Annotated in this window: 21 protein-coding genes; 14 read left to right on the forward strand and 7 right to left on the reverse strand. The window is 61.8% G+C overall.

Features of this window, described 5'->3' with window-relative positions:
- Together G455_RS24860 and G455_RS0120210 are read right to left on the reverse strand one after the other, a co-directional pair.
- Positions 1-271 (reverse strand): transposase (locus G455_RS24860; protein ID WP_205620461.1); only part of this gene is annotated, 271 nt, incomplete at its 3' end.
- Between the two features lie 231 nt (positions 272-502).
- Entirely contained in the window at positions 503-997 is a 495-nt protein-coding gene (locus tag G455_RS0120210; RefSeq protein WP_028095339.1) for a hypothetical protein, read from the reverse strand.
- Positions 998-1,145: 148 nt separating this feature from the next.
- Here G455_RS0120210 and G455_RS0120215 point away from each other — a divergent pair, with 148 nt between their 5' ends.
- The 6 genes from G455_RS0120215 to G455_RS24870 all read left to right on the forward strand — a co-directional run bounded on the left by G455_RS0120215 (position 1,146) and on the right by G455_RS24870 (position 7,892).
- The gene (locus G455_RS0120215; protein ID WP_229861850.1) at positions 1,146-1,406 is read left to right on the forward strand and encodes a helix-turn-helix domain-containing protein; all 261 of its coding nucleotides are present in this window, start codon (positions 1,146-1,148) and stop codon (positions 1,404-1,406) included.
- 222 nt (positions 1,407-1,628) lie between these two features.
- Entirely contained in the window at positions 1,629-2,129 is a 501-nt protein-coding gene (locus G455_RS24865) for a Tn7 transposase TnsA N-terminal domain-containing protein (RefSeq protein WP_229861851.1), read from the forward strand.
- Positions 2,126-4,270 (forward strand): Mu transposase C-terminal domain-containing protein, encoded by a 2,145-nt coding sequence (locus G455_RS0120225; protein WP_028095341.1) that lies wholly within the window; start codon positions 2,126-2,128, stop codon positions 4,268-4,270. Before G455_RS24865 ends, G455_RS0120225 begins: the two co-directional genes overlap by 4 nt.
- Positions 4,260-5,216 carry a TniB family NTP-binding protein gene (locus G455_RS0120230; protein WP_028095342.1) on the forward strand — a complete coding sequence of 319 codons (957 nt, stop codon included), beginning with the start codon at positions 4,260-4,262 and terminating at the stop codon, positions 5,214-5,216. The genes G455_RS0120225 and G455_RS0120230 overlap by 11 nt, the downstream gene beginning before the upstream one ends.
- A complete protein-coding gene (locus G455_RS0120235; protein WP_028095343.1) occupies positions 5,213-7,018 on the forward strand; it encodes a TniQ family protein in 1,806 nt (601 codons plus the stop codon). The genes G455_RS0120230 and G455_RS0120235 overlap by 4 nt, the downstream gene beginning before the upstream one ends.
- 334 nt (positions 7,019-7,352) lie before the next feature.
- Positions 7,353-7,892, forward strand: a complete 540-nt coding sequence (locus G455_RS24870) for an AAA family ATPase (protein WP_035367114.1) — start codon at positions 7,353-7,355, stop codon at positions 7,890-7,892.
- 182 nt (positions 7,893-8,074) lie between these two features.
- Here G455_RS24870 and G455_RS0120245 read toward each other — a convergent pair whose 3' ends face one another.
- The gene (locus G455_RS0120245; RefSeq protein WP_154664442.1) at positions 8,075-8,686 is read right to left on the reverse strand and encodes a hypothetical protein; all 612 of its coding nucleotides are present in this window, start codon (positions 8,684-8,686) and stop codon (positions 8,075-8,077) included.
- A gap of 510 nt (positions 8,687-9,196) precedes the next feature.
- Between G455_RS0120245 and G455_RS24875 the strand changes: the two genes are divergently transcribed.
- The 6 genes from G455_RS24875 to G455_RS0120275 all read left to right on the forward strand — a co-directional run bounded on the left by G455_RS24875 (position 9,197) and on the right by G455_RS0120275 (position 18,435).
- On the forward strand, positions 9,197-13,294 hold the full coding sequence (locus G455_RS24875) for a tandem-95 repeat protein (protein WP_051312658.1): 4,098 nt from the start codon (positions 9,197-9,199) through the stop codon (positions 13,292-13,294).
- Positions 13,295-13,546: 252 nt separating this feature from the next.
- Positions 13,547-14,314, forward strand: a complete 768-nt coding sequence (locus G455_RS0120255) for a DeoR/GlpR family DNA-binding transcription regulator (RefSeq protein ID WP_229861853.1) — start codon at positions 13,547-13,549, stop codon at positions 14,312-14,314.
- Positions 14,307-15,323, forward strand: a complete 1,017-nt coding sequence (locus G455_RS0120260; protein WP_028095346.1) for an ABC transporter ATP-binding protein — start codon at positions 14,307-14,309, stop codon at positions 15,321-15,323. The genes G455_RS0120255 and G455_RS0120260 overlap by 8 nt, the downstream gene beginning before the upstream one ends.
- Before the next feature lie 85 nt (positions 15,324-15,408).
- Positions 15,409-16,671 (forward strand): ABC transporter substrate-binding protein, encoded by a 1,263-nt coding sequence (locus G455_RS0120265; protein WP_028095347.1) that lies wholly within the window; start codon positions 15,409-15,411, stop codon positions 16,669-16,671.
- Between the two features lie 64 nt (positions 16,672-16,735).
- Positions 16,736-17,629, forward strand: coding sequence for a carbohydrate ABC transporter permease (locus G455_RS0120270; protein WP_028095348.1), 894 nt, complete (start codon positions 16,736-16,738; stop codon positions 17,627-17,629).
- Positions 17,626-18,435 (forward strand): carbohydrate ABC transporter permease, encoded by an 810-nt coding sequence (locus tag G455_RS0120275; RefSeq protein ID WP_028095349.1) that lies wholly within the window; start codon positions 17,626-17,628, stop codon positions 18,433-18,435. Before G455_RS0120270 ends, G455_RS0120275 begins: the two co-directional genes overlap by 4 nt.
- 874 nt (positions 18,436-19,309) lie before the next feature.
- Here the strand turns inward: G455_RS0120275 and murD are convergent.
- From murD to G455_RS0120300, 4 genes are all read right to left on the reverse strand, one after another.
- On the reverse strand, positions 19,310-20,710 hold the full coding sequence (gene murD / locus G455_RS0120285) for a UDP-N-acetylmuramoyl-L-alanine--D-glutamate ligase (protein WP_028095351.1): 1,401 nt from the start codon (positions 20,708-20,710) through the stop codon (positions 19,310-19,312).
- A 258-nt stretch (positions 20,711-20,968) separates the two neighbouring features.
- Positions 20,969-21,784, reverse strand: a complete 816-nt coding sequence (locus tag G455_RS0120290) for a helix-turn-helix domain-containing protein (protein WP_028095352.1) — start codon at positions 21,782-21,784, stop codon at positions 20,969-20,971.
- Between the two features lie 5 nt (positions 21,785-21,789).
- Complete coding sequence (locus G455_RS0120295; protein ID WP_028095353.1) at positions 21,790-22,686, reverse strand: Mu-like prophage major head subunit gpT family protein; 897 nt, start codon at positions 22,684-22,686, stop codon at positions 21,790-21,792.
- A gap of 2 nt (positions 22,687-22,688) precedes the next feature.
- Positions 22,689-23,066 carry a hypothetical protein gene (locus G455_RS0120300; RefSeq protein WP_154664444.1) on the reverse strand — a complete coding sequence of 126 codons (378 nt, stop codon included), beginning with the start codon at positions 23,064-23,066 and terminating at the stop codon, positions 22,689-22,691.
- Between the two features lie 88 nt (positions 23,067-23,154).
- Here G455_RS0120300 and G455_RS0120305 point away from each other — a divergent pair, with 88 nt between their 5' ends.
- Together G455_RS0120305 and G455_RS0120310 are read left to right on the forward strand one after the other, a co-directional pair.
- Positions 23,155-23,496: a hypothetical protein gene (locus tag G455_RS0120305; RefSeq protein ID WP_028095355.1), complete on the forward strand. Its 342-nt coding sequence runs from the start codon at positions 23,155-23,157 to the stop codon at positions 23,494-23,496.
- Between the two features lie 39 nt (positions 23,497-23,535).
- The coding region (locus G455_RS0120310; RefSeq protein WP_028095356.1) for a transposase at positions 23,536-23,786 on the forward strand (251 nt) is incomplete at its 3' end.

The following is a 23,786-nucleotide window of genomic DNA, read 5'->3' on the forward strand; positions in this document are numbered from 1 at the left end:
CGTTCCGGTCGCGGGGGATGTCCAGAACGACCTTGCCGCTGTCGGTGGTCACGGTCTTCTGACTGCTGCCATTGCGCCGATTGGCCGGCTGATTATACCCCTCAGGGGCTTCCTCGGCGCGTTCTTCACCGAGATGGACGTCCATCTCCGTGCTCAGTGCCCGTTCCGCCAGCGCCTTTGTCAGCTCGGACAGAATGCCGTCCTTGCCAAACAAATCACCAGGCGCGCGGCCTTCCATCAATCGGTCCAAGATCTCTTTATCGATGCTCATACGTGGGTCTCCTCTTCGAGCAGTTACCACGTCAGCGCACAAAATTCAGGATAGTCCCAAGCCGTTTCGCGCAACGCTACGGCCTCCCCGTCAGTACAGTTCGCGACTGGGAACAGGGACGAAGACGCCCGGACCGCGCTGCCTTCCTCCTCCTCCGCCTGATTGCGGCTGAACCCGCAACCGTCGCCCGGGTTCTGTCCTCGCCAAAATGAGGCATCCCAGCCGGATGCGCTATCCCTCCCCCTCACCGTCGGCCTTCTGACCTGTCCGAGACGCGGCAAGAAGGTACAGCCGCTTGAATGTTTGCGAACCGAGCTTCAGCGCGCGGGCTCCCCCCGCATAGCTCCCTGCGCTCACGTAAGCGTCGATGACTGCTTCATCCGGAATGTCGACAGCCGGACGACCTGGAACGCTGGCTTGCCCGAGGTCGCCACGCTTCTTGGCAATCCACTTCGCATCCACCCCGTGGGTCTCCGCGAGGTTCGTGTTGGTCAGGCCTTCGGAGAACTGTTCGGCGAGCAGCTGGTCGAAGTCGAAGCCAAAGGTGTTCAGAACCTCCAAGAGGTTCCTGCGGCTGGCGGGAAACGCCGCTTTGACCTTGGCCAGAGACCGGCTTTCCACCATCGCGTGAAGAAATTCCCTGTGGTGCACGATCCGACCCTCGCCGCAACTGTAGACGATGATGTCTTCGCCGTGAATCCTGATGCAGTTTTTCGGCACGGCCATTTTTTCGTTCCTGCTCCAGATTTCCGATTTCTCCGTTGAAATTGAAGACCGAGAATTTCACCCGAGTTTTTAACGTATTGAACCGGAAAGCATTTATTGACTCGCGAATCGGTTGCTGATTCCCTTCTGGCTACGAAGTCAGGAAATCATGTTTGCGGAACAGATGCCCGATATCATCAACATTCCTCATGAACGTCTGAAGATGGAGCTGCGGCTGCGTGGCAAATCCATTGCGTCCATTGCGCGTGAGCTCGACGTCTTTCGTTCATCGGTCACTTTGGTGAGCCAAGGGCTTAGACGGTCCGAAAAGATCGAAAGGGCTCTGGCCGAGGCCATCGGGATGACACCCCAGGAGCTCTTCCCTGACAGATATCCAGCAGAGGAGGAGCGCCCGGACACCAAAACCTGACATCGGGAAATAAAAAGACCCTCCTGCGCCAACAGGAAGGCCTTTTGAATAAGTGTCGTTTGTAGTCGACATCTTATTCATCCCCCGACTCCCAAGAAAAGTCAACCTGCCGAGAGACGCTCGGCAGGGCTGCTCAACTCATTCCTAACATAGGGGGATGCCGCACCACGCCAGCTCCGACCCACATGGGTCGGCGCCCAGGTCAGGTGCGCTCCAATCATCATGAAAGACAATCTGATCTATCGCGGGCCGGAGCCGAGCCACGCGACCCGTGTTCCTGCGCGCCGCTCCAAGGGCAGCCTTCGCGGCTCGATGGTGGCCATGCTGCCTGGCTTCCAGCGCCCGCGCCTCATTCACTTCGAGAGTGCGCTCGAGTACGCCTTCCTGTGCCTGACGCTGGTGCGCGACGACGTGCACCACGTCCGGGAACAGCCGCCAGCGATCTCCTATGTCGGCACCGACGGCCTCCCCGCGCGACATGTCTTCGACTTCCTCGTCACCAAGGCGGATGGCGAGCGGATCGCGGTGGCGATCAAACCCATGCAGCGCGTCCTGAAGCTGAACTTTGCCTCCGAGCTCGAAGCTGTTGCAGCGGTGGTCTCCAAGTCCTTCGCCGACCGGGTGCTGCTGGTCACCGATCAGCACATCGACCGGGCCGCCGCTGCCGAAGCGGCCCGGACACTCGCCTGGACGCGCCCCTCTCTGGTGGAGGTAACGGCATGACCTTGCGTTTCCGCTTCTCGAACTCCGACATGATCACCACTGCGGGCGTCGCCATGCGCCCCCTAGAGATCGACGACATAGGCGGCACCTTCGAGCGCGTTGGCCAGCCGGGGATCACCGAGGCATTTTCCCACCAGGAGCTCGCCGAGATGATGCGCCGGCCGGACACGACCTACTTTGCCGGGTATTTCGACCGGGCCACCCAAGAGGCGCGCCGCGACAAACCAGTGCAGGTCATCAGCGAGCTGTCGGAAAAGACCGCACGGCTGGTGATCTGGCGGAAGGCCGTCTGTGACGCCTTCCTGGCTCTCGAAGCTGCAGGCTTCATCAAACGCACGCAGCGGGCATATGAGCAGGCCAAAGCGCAGCTTGCATCAGTGACGGAGAGGTTCGTTGGCGAAGGCGCAGCAGCCTTTGCCAAGATCCGACCGGGCCAGGAGATAAGAATTCGAAAGCTGCCGGGAAGCCGGACGGTCTTTCAGTGGGTCCGCTCTTACCAGGCCGCAGGCTACTCCGCACTTTCGCTCATTCCGGCCACACACCTATCCGGCAACCGGACCCGGCGCTGGTGCCCGAAGGCAGAAGCCCTGATGAACCAGGTCATCGAGATCTACGCCGACACGCAGCGCCCGAGCAAAGTCCAATCGATTCAGGAGACCAGGGCGCTGTTCGCGGAAGAAAACGCGCGCAGAACCAGCGCGGGGGCAACGCCGCTCATAGTTCCTTCCGCCTCCAGCGTTAAACGCCGACTGGACTCGGCTGACCCATTCTACGTCTGTGCCAAACGCTATGGCACGTCTGCGGCCGCCAGGAAGTTCGCCATGAGCAGCAACGGTCCTGACGTCGTGCGACCGATGGAGCGTGTCGAGATGGACGAGAACAAGCTCGACGTCATGTCGTTGCTGACGCTGACAGGCATCTGGGATCACCTGCCGACGGAGCGGCAGAAGAAATTCGAGGCGGGGCGACGCTGGCTCTACATTGCAATCGACTGCGCCACGAAATGCGTGGTGTCGATGCGGCTGGCCGACAATCCGAACTCGGATGATGCGATCCGCGCGCTGCGGCAGATTTTCGAGGACAAGACCCCGCTGGCCCAAGCGGCCGAATGCGAAAGCACATGGCATCACCATGGCGGGATCGGGACCCTCGTGACCGACATGGGGCCTGCTTTCGTCTCGGATGCCTTCCAGGCAACGGTGGCTTCGCTCGGGGTCACGTCGCACCTGCCGCCCGCCGGAATTCCCTGGATGCGGGGGCATATCGAGTCCTTCTTCCGAACGCTCGGCCACCAGCTCATGCCGCTCTTGGCGGGCCGGACCTTCTTCGACACCGTGGATCGTGGCGACTACCCCTCCGAGATGCTCGCCTGTCTTTGCGACGATGATCTGATCAAGGTCCTGCTGACCTATATCATTGATATCTATCACAACCAGCCACACGGCTCGCTGAAAGGGGAAACCCCGAATGCAGCCTGGAAGCGGCTGGTGGCCGAACACGGGACGCCTCCGGCACCGGATGGCCTGACCCTCAGGAAAGCATTCGGCAGGCCGATGACCCGGAAACTCAATGACGAGGGCGTGCTGTTCTCCGGGCTCAGCTACAGCTGCGAGGCGCTGCGGGAGGCCTATCTGCACTCCCCCATTCGGGAGGTGGAAATCAGGGTCGATCTGCAGGACATCGGGTGGATCGCCGTCAAGGTAGGCGCGACCTGGTACCCGGCGCTCGCCAATCAGCCTGGCTTCGAGGGCGTGAGCTTCGACGAGCTGCGTGAGGGCATTCGAGTCGTTCGGCACGCCCACGCGCGCGACGCGAGGCTGGACGCGCCCAAGGTCCAGCGTGCCATCGAGCGAATTTCCGAGGCGAACCGTTGTGCGTTCGCGTTGCGCGCCCTGACGCCGTTCCACGTGGCCGACGTGGAGGTCGCGCGTGCAGATGCGGCACTGCACTATCCGCTCCGCTCGGACGCGCAGCGATTGGGACACGTGCCTCCGAGCAACGATCTGCTCAGCGACGCGATTTCCATCACCCCGCCGACGGACGAACCAGAGAAGCAAGACGGCGACAATACAGGGCACAACTCGGAGCGTCGCGCGAGACGCAAGAACCGCAAACGCTGGGGGTTGAAAGATGAGAAATGATCTGATCCCCCAAGCAGCCCAGCGGATTGCCGAGTTGAAAGGCTATTTTGTCGATCACGAGCGCTTCGTCCCGCTGGCGGAAGGGTTCTCCATTCTCGCTGAAAAACGTCTCGTGGACATCCAGACCGAACGGACCAGCGAAGCGCAGGGACTGGCCTTGTCCGGACAAGCGGGGGCCGGAAAAAGCGCTGCAATCAGTCATCTTCTTGCTCAGGAAAGCCAGAGACTGGCCAACCTCGGGTACGGCGACTCCACCATCGTCAGCTTGCGAGTACCTTCGCCTGCAACGCTGAAGTTTGTCGGGCAGATGCTCCTTCGGGCGCTCGGCTATCCGATCGGCGCCGAACGCCAAGCCTGGTACATCTGGGGCCTGGTTCAACATCACCTCAAGGAACGGCGTGTCCTCTTCGTGCATCTGGACGAGGCGCAGGACCTCGCATCACGGGGCACAAAGCACGAGCTCGATTCCGTCGCATCCATGCTGAAGACGCTGATGACCGACCCGGAATGGCCCGTCGGGATCATTCTCTCAGGCACGAACGGCCTGGAAGACATCCTCAACCATGACCCCCAGCTCGCCCGCCGAATGAAGACCATCCGGTTCGAGAGCATGTCCCCTGCCGCCCATGGCGAAGATATCCTCGACCTGCTGGATTCCTACTGCGAGCGCGCAAGCCTCGAACCAGATGATGACGTGCTGGAATTGTCCCACGGCGAACGCATTGTTCATGCTGCGGCCAATCAGTTCGGCATCGCCATCATCGTTATCCTGGACGCCATCGAAGACGCCTTCCTTCACGGGCAGGACACGCTGAACCGGCACAACTTCATCAGAGCATATCATCGCCGCACCGCCTGCGATGCCGAGTTCAATCCGTTCATCGTGCCGGATTTCCTGCGCATCGACACCCGGCAGGTGTTTTCCAGAGGAGCGCGGGGCGAATGATGACACGAGCTCTGCCTCTTCGCGTGGACTACGTGCCGGGCGAATCCGCTACCTCCTTTGCGTCGCGCCTTGCGCGGCGCAACGGCGTTCCGCGCCTTGTTCCCTTCTGCTCGGATATCGGCATCGACTACGGGCAGCTGACCAACGGTGCCCCGACAGAGATCCAACGTCTCGCAGCCTTGGGCGGGACAGACCCCGCCGCGATGCAATTCTGGACGCCGCGCCTCGTCGGGGATGGATGGTTCGAACTCGGCCATGCCACGTTGAAGTTCACCTGCTTCCGACGGACACACGCACGCACCTGTCCGGTCTGCATGTCCGCCGCGCGTCAGCGGCCGGAGGACGTGCCCGCGGTTCACCACGGCCTTTGGCAGCTTGAAAGCATTCGTACCTGCCACATTCACGGGAGCCTTCTGGTGCCATTGGCGCAGGCCGGAACGGGCAAGGACGTGTTCGACATCGTGCCCCACCTTCGAACCTACGCGCCCACACCTGCGGTGCATGTGGCGGACAAGGACCGTCATCTGGAGAATTGGCTGGCAGACCAGATCGCTACCGGACAGGAGACCCGCAGAGACTGGTTCCATGGCCTGCCGATCCATGTCGCCGTCCAGACCGCCGAAAACCTCGGGGCCCTGATGACCTTGGGTGCCGATGCCAAACGCACGGATATCTCGGAACAGGATTGGGTGCGTGCCGGAAACACCGGTTACATGGTCTTGCGAGACGGGCTCGAGGCCATGCACACGACACTGCGCGAGATTCAATCGCTCACGCCAATTGATGCACGGCTCCATCGCCACCGGTTCAGGCTGTTCTACAACTGGCTGCGGGACCGCGATGACGACCCCGCATTCGATGTCGTCCGCGACAGTGTCCGCGACTACATCTGGTCGAATTTTCCCGTCGCCGAGGGGTCCATCATCCTCGGTCAGCCAGCGCCGGAACAGCGGGTGCACACGCCAGCGACAGCTGCCGCCATGTCAGGTGTCAGCCGGTGGAAAATCGAACAACATTTGATCCGGCGCGGCCTCGCGTCGGCCCGGGACAACGGACAAGGCGTGCACCTCAACGCCTATCCCACCTCCGAAACCATTTCCGAGATCACCACCCAGATCCACGGAATGATATCCGCGACGCAAGCCGGAGACATCCTTGGCGTGACCTTGGCGACCTTGCGCCTGCTGCGCGCGCAGGGGCTCGTTTCTCATGCCGCGGCCTGTCCCAAGAACGGTTCCTATTTCGAGGAAAGCGAGATTTCGGATTTTCTGAGAAAACTGAGAACGTTGACCAAACCAGAGCAACAAGCGCCGGAAGATGCCGTCCTGTTCCGCGAAGCCGCGCTGCAGTGCCAGACTTCCCTGGCAGAGGTTGTGGCCTGCGTTCTGGACAATCGCCTTCCCCTCTTCGCGACGGCTCCCGCCGACGCAAGGTTCGGCGATCTCCTGGTCTCCATCCGAGCCATCCGACAAACCACAACCATCCCGGCGGAGGATGCCCTGTCACTCGGCGAGGCCAGCCTGCGCCTCAAAACCAATACGAGAACCATTCGCGCCCTTCTGCAACGCGGGCATATCGTCCATGTCCAGCCCTTCTCCGATGCCAAGCATCGCCGGTGGCAAGTGGTCTGTGCCAGGAGCGTGGAAGAGTTCCGCACGACCCACATCTCGCTGACCGAACTGGCCGCGGGCCGCAACCGCGACGCCGCGAACCTCAGCAAGGACCTCTACAGCTACGGCATCCGCCCTTTGCGACTCGGGGACAAGTGCCAGCGGTTCTTCAGACGGCGCGAAGTGATCTAGAAAATCGTGACCTGACCGGGAAGCCGACCTTCGGGTCGGCTTTTTCATACCCGCCGAGAGGCAAACCTATGTGACGAAAAAGGCAGCCTTCACGGGTCACCGGGATTTCGACCGTCTGATTTCAAAGGAAACAATCGACCCAGAAAGGCAGAACTTCGTGACGTTTCCCACTCTTTGAAAAGAACCATATAGTTCTGCCTTTTTCGTCAGAGGATTTGCCTCTGCCGCGCAGAGCGGTGCTGTTTTCCCTACGAAAATCCATGCTGCATCGATCCACGCCCTTGGTGTGTGGCGCGCGTCGCAGCCCCTCCCCTGTCAAACCCGAGGATGGCCCATGAGCGACCATTTCTTCGTCGTGACGGGCGGCCCCGGTGCAGGCAAGACCAGCCTGATCACCGAGCTTGCCCGCCGCGGCTTTCACACGATCCCCGAATCCGGCCGCGCGATCATCCGCGAAGAGATGGCCAGCGGCGGAGACGCTCTCCCCTGGGCGGATCGCATGGCCTACGCCGAACGGATGCTGCAGCGCGACCTCCGCTCCTACGAAGACGCACAGACGCTCTCAGGCCCCGTGATCTTCGACCGCGGCATTCCCGACATCGTGGGGTATCTAACCCTCTGCGGCCTCCGCGTGCCGCCCCATGTCGCTGCAGCGGCCAAGACAGCCCGCTACAACGCCCGCGTCTTCCTGGCGCCCTATTGGGACGAGATCTTTGCACAGGACACCGAACGCAAGCAGACCCGTGCCGAGGCCGAAGCAACCTGCGCCGTCATGCGCGAGACCTACGCTGCGCTCGGTTACGCGATCACCGAATTGCCGCTCGCCGACATCAGATCGCGCGTCGATTTTGTCTGTAAGCAGCGGGTCAACTGACCGTAATCGCGAGATGCAGTGGCGAAACTGCTGAAGCGGACAAACTGCATGGTCCCTCCGGCCTCCCGCTGCCTGACACTCACGGACCTCTCCGGACACTCGCCAAGCTGGGCCTCGCTGCAGTGCAGCTTCCCCAAGTCGCCCATTGGAGGCCTCGTACAGCACGGTCTCGACAGTCAATGTCAGCAGTGCAGGACATAGTCGGGCCGCTTCAGCCATGGATGGACCCAGTCGAAAGCCGACCGCCCCAAGAATTCGCCATCCAGCTTCTTCTCAACCTTGTTCATAGCTCGAACGAGATCGTCGTAGTTGAGCCGGTAATGGGCGACACGACGAGGCTGCTCGTCGCACATGCCACTTGGAATTGCCATCCAAGCGTGCGCGCGTCGATCAACGATTTGAAGCAGCAATACCCAAGCCGCATAGGCCTCTTCGTCGGTGTCAGCATGCCAGTACTGATCCCACCAGTGCCGAGCCCAAACCTCGCGGCAGCGCCACCGTACTGCGTTCCGCTTGCGGTCTTCCCGCAGGGAGTGGCCGAGCGCGTCAAGGTCACTGGTATCGATAAGCGAGCCAGCTACGCCAAGGTAGCCATCAAGCAGTTGCCCCCTCTGCTGCCGCCACGTTACGACCGACGCCATATCCTCCCGAATAAAACTTTTCAGCCAGGTTGTGTCGCCACTTAGTCGTGACGCCAATGCCACTTCTAACAAACCCTTGTCCGTGCGGGTTTGCAGTAGGTCGATTTGCTCCCTACGCAAAGAATCAGACACCGACGGGACCCGGTGAAGCATCAGAGTTAACTGTTCCACGCCAGCGATGCCGTTAAAGCGACTCCGAGAGAGGAAGCGCTTCCCGCTTTATGCCGGACGCGACCACATTCGCGAGGCGACCTCCTTCAGGTTCCCGATGATCAGCTCTTCCGTGAACCTTGGTCGCCTCATTGTCCACCTCCTGGTTGGAGCGGCCCCCAACTCAAAATAGAGGAAGAAACCGGTCTCAGGCCATCCGCGAAATTGCAGCCGCTGAACGGGCGCGCCCTCGCCAGGCGATCAGCTCGAATGAGCAGTTATTTTCACTTTTTGTCTCACCTTTTGTCTCATCTCTGTCATGTCCGCAGAATATGACGCCCATAAGAGCGCACCAAGAGCCGAATCCCGCAAGTGACGAAAACGAATACAGAGTATTTATGCTCATTTGAGCAAATTCGAGCGAAGCAGTCCCCTGTCCCTCGCTCAGCTTGAGGCGCTTGCGCTGCCACATTGGTGTGGCGGTGAAAAATCACGATTTCCCGGAGAAATATCATGACCGACACGCCAACACTTTATGCCCATCGCGGCACGGATCCCTACACGGACAACCAGCACGATTCCTACATGTGGGCGTTCAAATACGGTGCAGACTATGTCGAAACCGATTTCCGCCTGACCAAGGACGGCGAACTCGTCACCCATCACGACGATCTCCCCAAAGGCATCGCGAACATGACGCTCGAGGAGATCCGCCAAGAGGTCCCGGGCATCATAACGCTGGAGGCGCTCATTGACCTGACCAAGCAGATGGAGGCCGAGACCGGCCGTCAGCTTGGCATCCTGGTGGAAACCAAGAGCTCTGGCTACGCGACCTATGACGCCCTGCTCTCGAAGCTTGTGGCCGCGGATTTTGCCGATCCGCAACACATCGTCTTCCAGACCTTCGCGACGGACCACACTGTTCTGCGCGACTTGATGGACAATGTGTACCATGTCGATTTCCCGCTGGTCTGGCTGGGAAGCCTCAACCCGACGACCATCGCCGATGCCTCCGATCCTGAGGGCTCCATGGGGCAGCTCGACGGCATCGCACCGCAGATGACATCGCTCACCAAGGAACTGGTCGATCTGGCGCATGACGCCGGTCTGGACGTCAACGGCTGGACCGTGGTCGGGACCGAGGCCGACATCCGCAACGCGCTCGAACTGGGGGTCGATGGCATCATCAACGATCAGACGCAGCACTCCCGTCCGGCGCTCGAGAAGTTGCTCAACAACGCGACCGTTACCTATGGCGACGATGACGACAATGAAATCAATGCCGTGGGCGGCAAGGATGTCGTTTACGCAATGTCCGGCAACGATATTGTCCGCGGCGGCGGCTATGATGACGTGCTCTACGGCGACGAAGGCGACGACCTTTTGTTTGGCGGCGCCGGTGACGACGCGCTGGTTGGCGGAAGCGGCACCGACTTCCTCGACGGCGGGGCGGGCTCCGACACGCTGGACGGGGGCATGGACAACGATGTCATCGTCGCAACCGGCGATAAGGTCATTTTCGGCAAGGATGCCGGCATTGATCTGGTTTCGCTCGACAGCACGAGCACGATCCTGTTGACCGATGCCGAGCTGGCCGACATCAACGTCATCAGCGCGGACGGCAACCTGATCATCCGCGTCGGCGATGACGCGCTGGTGCTGCTCGACGGAGTGGACGAGATGCACCAGCCGGCGACCATCACGCTGGCAGATGGCAGTCACCTTACCGGGGCGGAGCTGGCGCTGCTCGCCACTGCGGGCACGGATGCAGACGTGGCCGCCGCCCTGCCGGACCTGCAGGCCCTTCTGGCCAGCGCCCCGGATCTGGCGATTGCCACGCACTACGAGATCGGCACGGACCTGATCGCCGAAAGCGGCTTCGAAGAAGGTACCCTGACCTACCCGATCGAGGGCGTCGAAGACGGCGGCACCTATCGCCTGACCTTCCAGATCGCAGACCTGCCGACGGGCGCCGATGGCGTGCGTGTTCTCTGGGGGGGAGACATCGTCTATGAGGGGGTCCCGTCCGGGGATGGCGACAGCCTCGCTTTCCTCGTCACCGGCGGGGCCGGTGATGGCGCCAATGAGCTGGTCTTCGAAGGTCACGGCGAGACCTTCGATGCCTCGCTCGAAGCGTTGAAGTTCGTGAAGGTTGCTGATCCGGCGGTCGATACCGAAGGCAATGTCGCGCCGGTGTCTTCCGAAGCAGAGCAATCGGTCAGCCTGAGCATCCCGTTCGCGGGCCAGATCGAAGCCACCGACAGCGATGGCGACACTCTGGCATTCATCCTGGCCGATGGCCCGAGCCACGGCACGCTCGCATTCAATTCCGATGGGAGCTATGAATACACGGCCGACGCGGGCTATCTGGGCGCCGATCGGTTCACCTATCTGGTCAATGACGGACGCGGCGGCATCATCGAGTCGGCCGTGAACCTGAACGTGGTGTCGAACATCGCGGTCGGCACCGATCTGATCGTGAACGGCAGTTTCGAGGACCTCAGCGAATCCGGCAATTACAACGGCGGTTCCGACTGGGGCTATCGCAACCAGGACGGCCAGATCGTCGGCTGGACCAACGTCAACAACAACCGGATCGAGCAGCACCTGGACAACTACGGCGGCGTAGTGGCCAAGGATGGCGATATCTGGATCGACATGGACCATTCGGTCACCGGCTCGCTGGTGGACCGGATCGGCCAGGACATTGCCGGCGTCGAGGCCGGGGCGATCTACGAAGTGAGCTTCTCGCTCTCCGACTCGGATATCGCTCACGACGATGACGGCGTGATCGTGATGTGGAACGGCGAGGTGATCTTTGACGGTCTCGCACCGCAGAACACAACCGGCATCAATCCCGAATGGGAAACCCACACGATCAAAGTGGTCGGCGGGTCCGGCGACGGCTCCAACCGGCTTGAGTTCATCGACAAGGGAGAGGCCGACAGCTGGGGCGCGGGCGCCGCGCTGGACGACGTGCATTTCATCAAGATCGGCAACGCATCGGATGAGAACAGCGCGCCGGTCATCGACGGTGATGTCGATCTCGGGGTGGTGGCCGAAGACAGCTCGGTAACGCTGACGTCAGAACAGCTTCTGGCCCATGCGTCCGACATCGACGGCGATGATCTGTCCATCACCGATCTGTCCGCATCGTCGGGGTCCCTCAAGGACAATGGCGATGGCAGCTGGACCTTCACGCCGGAGGCCGACGACGACACCGAGGTGACCTTCAGCTTCACCGTGAGCGATGGCGCAGAGAGCGTCACGGGCTCGGCAACCCTGGACATCACGGCGGTCAACGACGCACCGGTCATCGAGGCCGTCGCGCCGCAGACCACCAACGAAGACGTGGCGATCGAGGGTCAGATCGTCGCCTCGGACGTCGATGGCGATACGCTGAGCTATGCCATTGCCGAAGGCAAGGGCCCGACCAACGGGCATGTCGTCATCGGCGCATCGGGCAACTGGACCTATACGCCGGACGCCGGCTTCAACGGCGAGGACAGCTTTGCCATTGCGGTTTCGGATGGGACCGCGACAGTCGAGCAGATCATCGACGTGGCGATCAAGGGGCTGAACGACACCCCGGAGCTATCGCAAGCGCTGCGCAGCAACCTTGTCAGCGAAGCGGCCCTGGGCGTGCCCGTCAGCACAGCCTTCGACGTGGAGTTCGGCGATGACGGCTTCGGCTCTTCGACTTTCACGGGCGAGCTGACGCTTGCGGTGGGCGCAGGCATCGTCGACATCAATGTCGCGGATGGGCCGCAGGAGGTAGAAACCCTGACCTCCGGGGGCACGCCGGTGACCTTCGCGCTCGAGGATGGCGCGGTCGTTGCCTATGTCGCGGCGGAAGATGGCCGCCAGGATATCCTGCGTGTCGAAATCGACGGACAGGATGGCGCGATGACCACCCTGCTGGGTCCGATCGACCATGTTGATGCGAGCTCGGGCAAACCAATTGACCAGATCGACGTCGACGCGACCATCGCCTTTGCCGACGAGGACGGGGACCAGGTCAACGGGGTCGTGCGCTCTTCGATCCTGAACGGGGCCGAGAATATGCGGATGACCGGCACCAGCGGGCGCGACCACCTTGTTGCGGACGCCGGTGACGACGTGCTGAGCGGTCGCGCAGGCAATGACCTTCTCGAAGGGCTTGGCGGCGATGACATGCTGCGGGGTGCCGGCGGCGATGACGTCCTTTTGGGCGGAAACGGCAAGGATGTTCTGATCGGCGGCCGGGGGGCTGACCTCCTCAAAGGCGGCAAGGGCGCGGATATCCTCTTCGGCGGCAAGGGGGATGACCTGCTGACCGGCGGCGCCGGCCGCGACACGCTGATCGGCGGACGTGGTGACGACATCCTCACCGGCGGCGGCGGCGCTGACGTCTTCGTCTTTGCAGGCAAGTCAGGTCACGACATGATCACCGATTTCGAGATCGGAGTGGATACGCTGGAGCTCAGCGGGTTCGACTCGATCGAAGCTGTGATGGATGCCGCGACCGAAACGGATGGCGGCCTGCTGATCGACCTTGGCGCCAAGGGCAGCATCACTTTGAGCCATGTCAATCACGACGATCTGCTCTGGACGGACATCGTGCTGGCCTGACCCGCCCTATTTGGCAAGAGGAGCAAGGCCGCCCCGTGGCGGCCTTGCCTGTTTCGGCACTAGGGGACCCCGGCACCGCCAACGCGCCCAAGGCCGGTGCTCGTCCGGCGGCTGAGATGCTGCCCGGACATTGCTCGAATGGAAAAATATCTGACAGCTACCCCGCTTTTTTCTGAGGAAACGCCGGCAAATGTAGCAATACTGACATGATAACATGTTCATATGAGAAAGACCCACGTTAGAATGAGCAAAATGGATCGCAAGCAACACATCATGGAGGCCGCACGGCGCAACGGCCAGGTCATGGTCGAAGGCCTGGCTGAGGATCTCGGTGTATCCACTCACACCATTCGGCGAGATATCAATCAGCTATGTGAAGAATCGAAACTGAGACGTCTGCGTGGCGGCGCCGTCTACTTGGAAGAGCATGTCAATCTTCCCTACCAGGCGCGGGCGGTTCTCAATTTCGACGCGAAAACCGCGATCGCGCAACGTGTTGCCGAACTGATCCCCGACGGAACCACAATCTTCATTTCAATCGGAACCACGCCGGCGATCGTCGCCGCTGCACTGGCCCAAAAACAGTCCCTGACGATCATCACCAACAATCTGAACGCCGCCCTTGCGCTTTCAGAAAATCAGACGAACCGCATTATTCTGCCGGGCGGCGAACTGCGGCTTCCCGATCGCGATATCCTTGGTCGCGCGGCAGTCGATATCTTCTCGAACTATCGGGCCGATTTCGCGATCTACGGCGTCGGCGGTATCGACGTTGATGGCAGCCTTCTCGATTTCAACGTCGCCGAGGTGCAGATGCGCGAACAGATGCGGATCAACGCCAGGCGTTCAATCCTGGTGGCGGATCGCACCAAGTTCGGCCGGCGGACGGTTGCTGTCGGCGGGACGTTCAACGAGGCGGACATCGCAGTGATCGACGGGCACCCGGCGCCATCCTTCGAACCGCTTCTGGACAGCTATCCGGGCCAGTTGATCCTGGCCATGGAGGAGACCGATGCCTGAGACACCCTTTGTCGAAGTCCGTGACGTCTGGCGTCAGTGGGATGCCCGGGGTGGAGTTTGCGGCATTTCCCTTTCGGTGAAGCGCGGCGAATTCGTGTCTATCCTGGGGCCCTCGGGCTGCGGCAAGTCCACGCTTCTGCGCCTGCTGGCCGGGCTGGACACACCACAGAGCGGCCAGATCCTTATCGACGGGCGCGACGTCACACAGGCGACGCCCTCGGAACGCGGCCTGTCCATGGTGTTTCAGAGCTATGCGTTGTTTCCTCATCTGACCGTCCGCGAGAACATCCTGTTCGGCATGAAGGTCCGCCGTGTCGCCTCGGACGAACAGAAACGACGGCTGGCCGAGGCGGTGGCGATGACAGGGCTCGACGGGCTCGAGGACCGCAAACCGCGCGCGCTATCGGGCGGCCAGAGACAGCGCGTGGCCCTCGCTCGGGCGGTGGTCGCGGGCCATCCGCTGTGTCTGATGGATGAACCCTTGTCTAACCTCGATGCCAAATTACGCAACTCGGTCCGCCGGGACATCAAGGCGTTGCAGAAACGGCTTGGACTGACCGTGATCTATGTGACTCACGACCAGTCCGAAGCGATGAGCTTGTCGGACAAGGTCGTGCTCTTGAAGGCTGGTGCGGTGCAGCAGGCCGGCCCGCCCGAGCAGCTGTATGATCGCCCCGCAACGCCTTTTGTGGCCGAGTTCATCGGCGACCCGCCGATGGCGCTGATCGCGGGCGAAGCTGTGGGTCTCGGGGCCGGAAGCCAGGTGGGGATCCGGCTGCAGGGCATCGGTTCCGCCCCGGAGCCCGAGGCGGACCTGATCGCGCAGGTCGAGACCTGCGAATTCCTCGGCTCCGAAACCCATGTGGTGCTGAGCCATCCCCAAGCACGTGGCTTGGGCTTGATCCTTCCCGGCCGCCACAGATTGACGGAAGGGATGACCATGGGTCTGCGCCTTCCACAGGAACATAGGGTACTCTTCACCGCGTCCGGCGGAGAAGAGCACCCATAGCAGAATTGCAGGGCACCCGATCGGCCAATCAGACCCTGCAATAGTCGAGAAACCACAGACCGACATCATCAGAAGAGGACATCCGATGACCCGTCACGTTTCCGCCGCGGCAATCCTTGCTGCCGGCCTGCTCGCCGTCAACCCTGCGTTGGCAGAAACCGAACTGACCATGTATTACCCGATCTCTGTCGGCGGCCCGCTGACCGCGGTCGTCGACGGCATGGTTGCCGAGTTCGAGGAGGCCAACCCGGACATTTCCGTCAACGCCATCTATGCCGGCAACTATGACGATACCCGCATCAAGGCCCTGGCCGCGCTGAACGCGGGCGAACCCGCGCAGCTGGCCGTCTTGTTTTCGATCGACGCCTACGATCTGATCGAACAGGACGTGATCGTGCCCTTCGACGATTACATCCAGGGCGACGCAGGCCAGGCCTGGCTTGACAGCTTTTACCCGGGCCTGATGGCCAACGGCCAGATCGAGGGCAAGACCTGGGGCATCCCGTTCCAGCGCTCGACCATCGTCGCCTATTACAACAAGGACATGTTCCGCGAAGCCGGGCTGGATGCCGACCATGCGCCTGCAACCTGGGACGAGATGGTCGAGATGGGCAAGGCGCTCACCAATGACGATCACTTCGGACTGATGATCCCCTCTACCGGCTATCCCTACTGGATGTTCCAGGCCCTGGCGATCCAGAACGGCGTCGAGCTGATGTCAGGCGATGGGCTGGAAACCTTCTTCAACGATCCCCAGGCCGTCGAAGCCCTGGAATTCTGGACATCGCTGTCGGCCGAACAGGGCATCATGCCGAAAGGCACCGTCGAATGGGGCACGCTGCGCCAGGCCTTCCTGGAAGGCAAGACCGCCATGATGTGGCACACCACCGGCAACCTGACCGCCGTCAAGAATAATGCGACCTTCGATTTCGGCGTCTCGACCCTGCCCGCCAACGTGCAGCCCGGCTCGCCCACCGGCGGCGGCAACTTCTACCTCTTCAAGGACTCCACCGACGAGGAAAAGGCCGCCGCGCTCAAGCTGATCCAATTCATGACCTCGCCGGAAAAGGCTGCCGAATGGTCCATCGCCACCGGCTATATGGGCGTTTCGCCCGCCGCCTACAACACGGACGCTCTCAAGGCCTATGCCAAGGAATTCCCGCCGGCGCTCGTTGCCCGCGACCAGCTTGAATCCGCGATCGCCGAGTTCTCGACCTTCGAAACCGCACGGGTCCGCGAAGGGCTCAACAACGCGGTCCAGGCGGCCCTGACCGGCACCAAGTCGGCGGCAGAGGCGCTGGACGAAGCGCAGACCTCGGCTGAACGGCTGCTGAGCGCCTATCGCTAAGCCCCTGCCCCATCACCACAGTCCGCGCCGATCCCGGCGCGGATATCTTCCGAAAGGATCCGTCATGGCAAGCGCGTCAACATCCCGTCGCAGGCGGCAGGCCATCCATGGATGGCTGCTCTTGTCCCCGGCGCTTGTCCTGATGAGCACCTTCGCCTTCTATCCCTCTCTTGCCACACTCTGGGCCAGCTTCTTCTCGCGCGGGACCCGCCGCCGCCCTTCCGAGTTCATTGGCCTGGGAAATTACCAGTCGCTCTTCGATGATCCGACCTTCTGGCTGGTGGTGAAGAACAACCTGGCCTATGCCGCCGTCACCATCCCGGTCTCGATGGGTATCGCGCTGGTGATGGCGCTCTGGGCGAATGCGAAGATCCCGGGAACGTCCTTCCTCAGGACCGCCTATTTCACTCCCACCGTGCTGCCGATGATCGCCGCCGCCAATATCTGGCTGTTCTTCTACACCCCTGACATCGGTGTGCTCGACCAACTGCTTGGCCTCTTCGGCTTGGGCAGCATGAACTGGCTCGGCCGGCCCGAAACTGCGCTCTGGGCCGTTTGCATCGTGACGATCTGGAAGGAGGCGGGCTTTTTCATGATCTTCTACCTTGCAGCCCTGCAGACCATTCCACCCGAGCTCAAGGAGGCCGCCGACATCGAGGGCGCGAGCCGCGCGACCTATACCCGGCGCATCGTCCTACCGCTGCTGATGCCGACGACGCTCTTCATCCTGGTCAATGCGCTGATCAACTCGGTCAAGTTGATCGACCACCTTTTCATCCTGACCAAAGGCGGACCCTCGGACGCCAGCAAGCTGATCCTCTACTATATCTGGGAACTCTCGTTCGCCTATTTCGACAGCCCCATGGCCTCGGCGGCGACAGTACTGATCCTGATCGCTCTGGGCATCGTCGCGGCCCTGCAATTCGGTCTCCTGGACAGAAGGACCCATTACCAATGAGCCGTTTCGCCGATCGTATCGAGGCTGGGATGGCCTTCCTGCTGGCCCTCATCTGGGTCGCGCCCCTGTTCTTCGTCTTCTGGGCGGCGCTTCACACCACCAGCGATGCGGTGAACTTCCGCCTCTCGGCGCCGCTGGTGGTCGACAATTTCCTCAGCGCCTGGAACGGGGCGCCCTGGCCCCGTTACTTCCTGAACACCTTCGTGCTGGTCACGCTGATCCTGCTGGGGCAGTTCACCCTGTGCACCCTGGCCGGCTTCGCCTTTGCCCAGGTGGAGTTCCGGGGCAAGAGCATCGTCTTCACGCTGATCCTCCTGCAACTCTTCATCCTGCCTGAAGTGCTGATCGTGAAGAATTACGCCATCGCAGCCGGGCTGGGCCTGACCGATACGCTGGCGGGGATCGGTGTGCCTTACATGTCCTCGGCCTTCGGCATCTTCCTGATGCGGCAGGCGTTCAAGGGCGTCCCGAAAGAGCTGGACGAAGCCGCGCGCGTCGAAGGCTGTTCCCTGGCGGGTGTCCTCTGGCGGGTCTACGTTCCGGCAGCGCGACCGACCTATATCGCCTATGCGCTGGTGTCGGTGTCAACCCACTGGAACAACTTCCTCTGGCCACTGGTCGTGACCAACACCGAAAAGGCGCGCCCGCTGACCGTGGGGCTTTCGCTGTTCGGCGCGCCCGAGAGCGGGGTCGACATCTCGGTCATCTCGGCGGCGACCACGATGGTCATCGCGCCACTGCTGATCCTGTTCCTCGTCTTCCAGCGCCAGTTCGTCCAGGCGTTCCTCACCGCTGGGATCAAGTGAGATCATCTTTGACAAACCAGCCAGGCACAGCCGGGGTTCCTCAACCCTGGTTAGCACGCGCGAGTAGTGCAACTGCCGCCAAGCCCCCCCCCCCTCGCTTGACCTCGGCCCTGAACAGATCGTTGATCGGCTCTCGACCGAAACGTTGTCATCGCTGTCGCCAAGGCTACCAATGGAAGGGATGGGCTGGCGACGGAAGGCAAGGGTCCGCGCACCCATTTCGGGCAAATCCGAATTTCATCCCTCGGCTGGATCGCGCCCTGGCATCTGCGCCTGCTGGAACGGCTGCATCAGGCCTTTCTGAGAACTGAAACTGCAGGCGGAGCATTCCCACCGCAAGCAGTGTTCTGATCACACTGTCGCAGCGTTGCTCCACGGCAGGAGATCGGTGATCCGGCTCTGTTTGTGACCGCCCGCAACAGCGCTCAGGGTTGCAGTCAGCCAGCCGTGGTCTATTGGCTGAGAAAAGATGAAACCCAAACCGATCAACAGGAGCAAAGAGTAGCTTAAATTACGCCAGCTCCCGCCCAAACATCGGGAAGTAGCTCAGTCGCCCGGAACGAGGTGCTGCGCGCGTTCAGATATCTCGGTCGCGCCGACGATAGAGCAGATATCACCGCCGAAGCCCCACCGAGATGACACCAGACGCAGATGCATCGGGATGCCTACCGATGCAGAGCCTCATGGCATGCGACCTTGATCGCCAAACCGCTGAGCTCCTCCTTCGCGCTGCCATGCTGAATGGCGGCGCGCTCGGCACAGACATCGCCGAGCGCTCTGGACGAGGTCACCCGGAAAAAGGGAAAGTGCGAGCTGTACACGCGCGGCACGCCAGAGCCATTTTCAATACCCGCAAAATTCGCGTCCCGGCCCCTCACCCCGCCAATCGCGCCTTGATCTCGGCCATGAAATCCTCACCGCGCCGCTCGAAACTGTCGTATTGATCGAAGCTCGCCGCCGCCGGGGCCAGAAGGACGGTATCACCGGCCTCAGCCTCTGCCATCGCGCGCTCGACCGCGCGGGCCATGGTGGTGCAGATCTCGGCCTCGACATTCAGTTGCATGGCGAAATTCGCCGCCTCCCGCCCGATCACATAGGCTTTGGCGACCGATCCCGTTGCAGGCAGCAGCGGGCCAAGCCCCCCCTCCTTCTCAAGCCCGCCGCAGATCCAGCGGATGCGGGGAAAGGCGCCCAGGGCCTTGGCGGCGCTGTCGACATTGGTGGCCTTGGAATCATTGACGTAAGTGACCCCGTCGGCCTCAGCGATCACCTGACTGCGGTGCGGCAGGCCGGGATAGGACCGCAGCGCCTCTTCGATCACCTTCGGCGCAAGACCCAGGGTGCGTGCCACCGCATAGGCGGCGCAGGCGTTCTGATGGTTATGCGCCCCCGGCAGCCCCTTGACCGCGCGCAGGTCGATCGAGCCCACCTGCCGGCCCTTGCGGTATTCCGACAAGAACCCCTTGCGGGAGAAGACCTGCCAGCCCGGCCCGGTCATCTTGCGCGAGACAGAGACGCGGATCACCCGGTCGTCGGCCGGCCCCTCAGCCATCTGATCGGCCAAAAACAGCCCTTCGGGTTCATCCACGCCAATCACCGCGCGATCCGGACCGCCCTCGGCGAACAGCCGACGCTTGGCGGCAAAATAGCCCCCGAGCCCGGCGTGACGATCGAGGTGATCGGGCGAGAGGTTGGTGAAGACCGCCACATCGGGGGTCAACGCCCGGGCCAGATCGGTCTGATAGCTGGACAGCTCCAGCACCACCACGCCGCCATCCTCGGGCGGATCGAGATCCAGAACACCCCGACCGATATTGCCGGCCAGTTGCGACGCTCGGCCGGCCTCGGTCAGGATATGGTGGATCAGGGCGGAGGTGGTGGATTTCCCGTTCGATCCGGTCACCGCCACCACCCGCGGCGGGGTGTCGTGATTGTCCCACGCCGACGTCGCGAAGGAACGGAAGAACAACCCGATATCGTTGTCGACCGGCACACCGGCCTCGAGCGCGGCCAGAACCACCGGGTTGGGATGGGGGTAGAGATGCGGAATGCCCGGAGAGACGATCAGGGAGGCCACATCCTCGAAAGCCCCCTGGCGGGACAGATCGGTGCAGGTGAAGCCCTCGGCCTCGGCTCTGTCACGGGTGGCGGGGTTGTCGTCCCAGCAGATCGGCTCTGCGCCCCCGGCGCGCAGGGCGCGCGCCGCCGCCAACCCCGATCGGCCCAATCCCAGAACGGCGACCTTGGCGCCATCGACTCCACGCACGGGGATCATCCTGCCTCTCCTTTCGAGTGCTCGCTTACCCGGATCACTGGCTAGCGCAACGGGCGGGCAATGGAAAGCGGGCGCGACAGCGCGAGGGCCGAAGAGAAGCGCTCAGCCAAGGATCAAGGGATAGGACAGCCGACGCCCGGTCAAGCGGGCGGCAACGGACGGGCGGGTCCAGTCGAACGGCACCAGATGTTAATATTCACCCGGTTTGACTAGGTGATTTCATAGGGTTGATCTGCGACTATCAGCGGAGTCTCGCGGCTATCTGATATGGTCGCGAGAAGTCGCGGATTTTGAGCTTTGTTGTGCCCACCTATGGACAGTCGCCCGATGGACGTGGCGTTCTGGCGGAAAGTTCTCGGCGATCTCGTCCGCGATCTGCTGATAGGTCAGCCTGTCGATCCGCGCAGCGATGAACGCCTGTAACTCCGGGTCGCTCGCGATCTTCGGGGCGCGTCCAGGCCGATGCTCCCGGCGATGTTCGTTGATCGGCGCAGCGGCTTCATGCAGGGCGTTCACCCCCTGTTGATGACAGGCTTGAAGGACCGCTTCAAGAACGGCGATGGCCCTGTCTTGCGCTGTGTGACTGGCCCGGAGTTCGGCCAGCGCCTGGGAAAGATGGTCGGGAATGTTGGACATTATGCTTCGCCGTGACTGCGAGTGCTGGACGCCCAGCGGCGGAGGGACTGCCGCCGCTGGGCTGAGGATGCGCGTCAACTCGCCAGAACCGCGCGCCTCATTCGCTGTCGCCGATCTGCGCCGGGTCGATCCCGAGTTGGGAACAGATTGCCATCCGTTCGTTGCTGCCCCTGAACCGGCCACGTTCCAGCATCTCGGGCGGCGGTGTTCTGCCTGATTACGGCGGTCCAAGGCATGATCCATGTCCACCGGCATGCCGCGTTCCAGATCGCGGCGTGACCGCTCGATGACAGAGGCCATGTCCTTCACGATCCACGGCCCGCGCTGGTCATTCAGGTCGAACTTGCCGGCAGGCAAAAGCTGCACCCAGCTTTCTCCCTGGTCGGGGTCGATCTGCGGCAGCGGGACCGTGTTCACATCTTCTGCGAGCCCAGCCATTTCGGTCACTCCTGCAGATAGGGCGAGACGATCAGTTCAGCCGAACCGCGCCAGACGTTGGTTCCTCCGCCCACGAGTTCATCCGCCGTCAGCAGTTCCCGCGCGTCCTCTTCCAGCGCGGGGGGAACGACAAGAAGATTGGGCGAGACACCCATGATCCGGCCACCCTCATAGCGCATGCTTTGCATCGCGATGCGAGCAGCGGAATAGTTGGCCGCGTTCAGCTCCTGCTTGGAACCATAGGCGAATTGCCACAGCCCAAACCCGGCATTTACACGCGCCCGGATGCCATAGGTGTAGACGTCGTTGAAGAACACGCCGGTGTCGCTGTCCTTGTCCACACGTTGCATCTGATAAGGGATGCGGGTCTGGAAGACGAGCGGCTTGACCGGGCGGCTCACGTCCAGCAGGAACCAGGGGGTTCCGGCGCCACCGCCGAAGTTCGAGACCGAGGTTTCGGTTTCTCCGCCGAGGATCACAGGATGATCGCTGTCGAAAAAGGGCTGACCATCATAGCATTCAGCGGTGAAGCCCTGCTTCAGCACCTCGAAGACCAGTTCGTCGGGATGCGAGGCGGCAGCATGGGCCATCATGCTGATCTGAGGTGAATAGACGCCCAGGCGGTCATCTTCGATATCTTCACGCCGTACCCGGATGGTGCTTTCGAACTTCCGGTTTTCCAGCGTGTAACGGGCGGCGGCCACGCCTTTGATATGCCGTTCCCCCAGCCATTCCCGCATTTGCGGCACGCCGGAGAGCCACCCATAGGTTTCATCGGAGCCGGTGGACTTCACGTCCATCGCGATCTTGTTCCAGTAGGTCGGCGTTGCCTGCACGGCCTTGTTGAAAACGGTGTTAAAGCCGCTGAACATCTCGTTGAGGAGCGAGGCGGTGATATCCATGGTCAGTCTTTCGCGGGTTGAGAAGAAGAGGTGCCACAGAGCTCCGAGCGAAGCTTGCGCACCCACATGCTGGTGACGCCGTGCCGAGCTGCGAGCTCGTTGGCCGAAAGGTCGGAAGTCATGACGTCATGCTTGAGGCGCAACGATTTCTGGATACGCTCCGCATGCCCCCAAGAGGGGACATCCAGCTTGCATCCACCGAAGTGATCGACCAGGACAGCGGTGATATCCTGTCCAAGCGCTTCGACCAGCCGGCCCGAGACCGTCAACGGAATGTCGATCCGACGCCCCCCGAAGGCTTCAACCAAAGCGGAAGACGCTTCTTTTCCGCATGCCTCATTCAGAATGGCAATGACATTTGCAGTTGAGCGCACCCGCATAGACAGACCTCCGGTTTCCTGTCAGAAACCCTAGACAAGTGGGCAGAAGTTTGCCGTGGGTACCAGTTTCACGAAAGGAGCGGCGACGATGACGAAGCAAGACGGAAACACTCCTGTCAGCCGCGAAGCCTGTCATGCGATGATCCATGTGTTCGGATCCGACGGAGAAGTGCGCTCGATCCCCGCCGATCAGGGGACGCAAGAACGATGGGAGAGCGCCCGCCGGATGATCCTGGAAAAGCTGTCCGAGCATGCCGGACGCGTCTCGGAAGGCGAGCCGACTAGGACGTTCTTCGAGGCGAACCGGACCTGTTGGACGTGGCAGCATGGCGGCAACGCCTGGAAGACCTCAAAGGCGACGACCCAAGCGAGTTTCGCGATGCGTGTCCCCCGTCAGCGCCAATGGCACAGATTTGAGGTTGTGATTTAAGGAGGATTTGGGCTTCGTCGTAGTGACGAAGGAACGAAGATGAAACCCAAATCCTCGAACGCCAAATCGCCGGTGAAGGCCCCTGCCGAGCGGGTTGTAAAAGACATCCGGCGGCAGACCCGGCGGCACTTCTCGGCCGAAGACAAGATCCGCATCGTGCTCGAAGGTCTTCGCGGTGACGATAGTATTGCCGAGCTGTGCCGCAAGGAGGGCATCGCCCAGAGCCTCTACTACACCTGGTCCAAGGAGTTCATGGAAGCTGGCAAACGCCGCCTCGCCGGCGATACCGC

Origin of the sequence: Pseudodonghicola xiamenensis DSM 18339 (assembly GCF_000429365.1) — a bacterium.
Lineage (GTDB): Bacteria > Pseudomonadota > Alphaproteobacteria > Rhodobacterales > Rhodobacteraceae > Pseudodonghicola > Pseudodonghicola xiamenensis.

Excerpts from the sequence above, each read along its gene's own strand:
- G455_RS0120210 (WP_028095339.1), bottom strand. The coding sequence starts at position 997 with ATGGCCGTGCCGAAAAACTGCATCAGGATTCACGGCGAAGACATCATC.
- G455_RS0120215 (WP_229861850.1), top strand. The coding sequence starts at position 1,146 with ATGTTTGCGGAACAGATGCCCGATATCATCAACATTCCTCATGAACGT.
- G455_RS24865 (WP_229861851.1), top strand. The coding sequence starts at position 1,629 with ATGAAAGACAATCTGATCTATCGCGGGCCGGAGCCGAGCCACGCGACC.
- G455_RS0120225 (WP_028095341.1), top strand. The coding sequence starts at position 2,126 with ATGACCTTGCGTTTCCGCTTCTCGAACTCCGACATGATCACCACTGCG.
- G455_RS0120230 (WP_028095342.1), top strand. The coding sequence starts at position 4,260 with ATGAGAAATGATCTGATCCCCCAAGCAGCCCAGCGGATTGCCGAGTTG.
- G455_RS0120235 (WP_028095343.1), top strand. The coding sequence starts at position 5,213 with ATGATGACACGAGCTCTGCCTCTTCGCGTGGACTACGTGCCGGGCGAA.
- G455_RS24870 (WP_035367114.1), top strand. The coding sequence starts at position 7,353 with ATGAGCGACCATTTCTTCGTCGTGACGGGCGGCCCCGGTGCAGGCAAG.
- G455_RS0120245 (WP_154664442.1), bottom strand. The coding sequence starts at position 8,686 with ATGCTTCACCGGGTCCCGTCGGTGTCTGATTCTTTGCGTAGGGAGCAA.
- G455_RS24875 (WP_051312658.1), top strand. The coding sequence starts at position 9,197 with ATGACCGACACGCCAACACTTTATGCCCATCGCGGCACGGATCCCTAC.
- G455_RS0120255 (WP_229861853.1), top strand. The coding sequence starts at position 13,547 with ATGGATCGCAAGCAACACATCATGGAGGCCGCACGGCGCAACGGCCAG.
- G455_RS0120260 (WP_028095346.1), top strand. The coding sequence starts at position 14,307 with ATGCCTGAGACACCCTTTGTCGAAGTCCGTGACGTCTGGCGTCAGTGG.
- G455_RS0120265 (WP_028095347.1), top strand. The coding sequence starts at position 15,409 with ATGACCCGTCACGTTTCCGCCGCGGCAATCCTTGCTGCCGGCCTGCTC.
- G455_RS0120270 (WP_028095348.1), top strand. The coding sequence starts at position 16,736 with ATGGCAAGCGCGTCAACATCCCGTCGCAGGCGGCAGGCCATCCATGGA.
- G455_RS0120275 (WP_028095349.1), top strand. The coding sequence starts at position 17,626 with ATGAGCCGTTTCGCCGATCGTATCGAGGCTGGGATGGCCTTCCTGCTG.
- murD (WP_028095351.1), bottom strand. The coding sequence starts at position 20,710 with ATGATCCCCGTGCGTGGAGTCGATGGCGCCAAGGTCGCCGTTCTGGGA.
- G455_RS0120290 (WP_028095352.1), bottom strand. The coding sequence starts at position 21,784 with ATGGCTGGGCTCGCAGAAGATGTGAACACGGTCCCGCTGCCGCAGATC.
- G455_RS0120295 (WP_028095353.1), bottom strand. The coding sequence starts at position 22,686 with ATGGATATCACCGCCTCGCTCCTCAACGAGATGTTCAGCGGCTTTAAC.
- G455_RS0120300 (WP_154664444.1), bottom strand. The coding sequence starts at position 23,066 with ATGCGGGTGCGCTCAACTGCAAATGTCATTGCCATTCTGAATGAGGCA.
- G455_RS0120305 (WP_028095355.1), top strand. The coding sequence starts at position 23,155 with ATGACGAAGCAAGACGGAAACACTCCTGTCAGCCGCGAAGCCTGTCAT.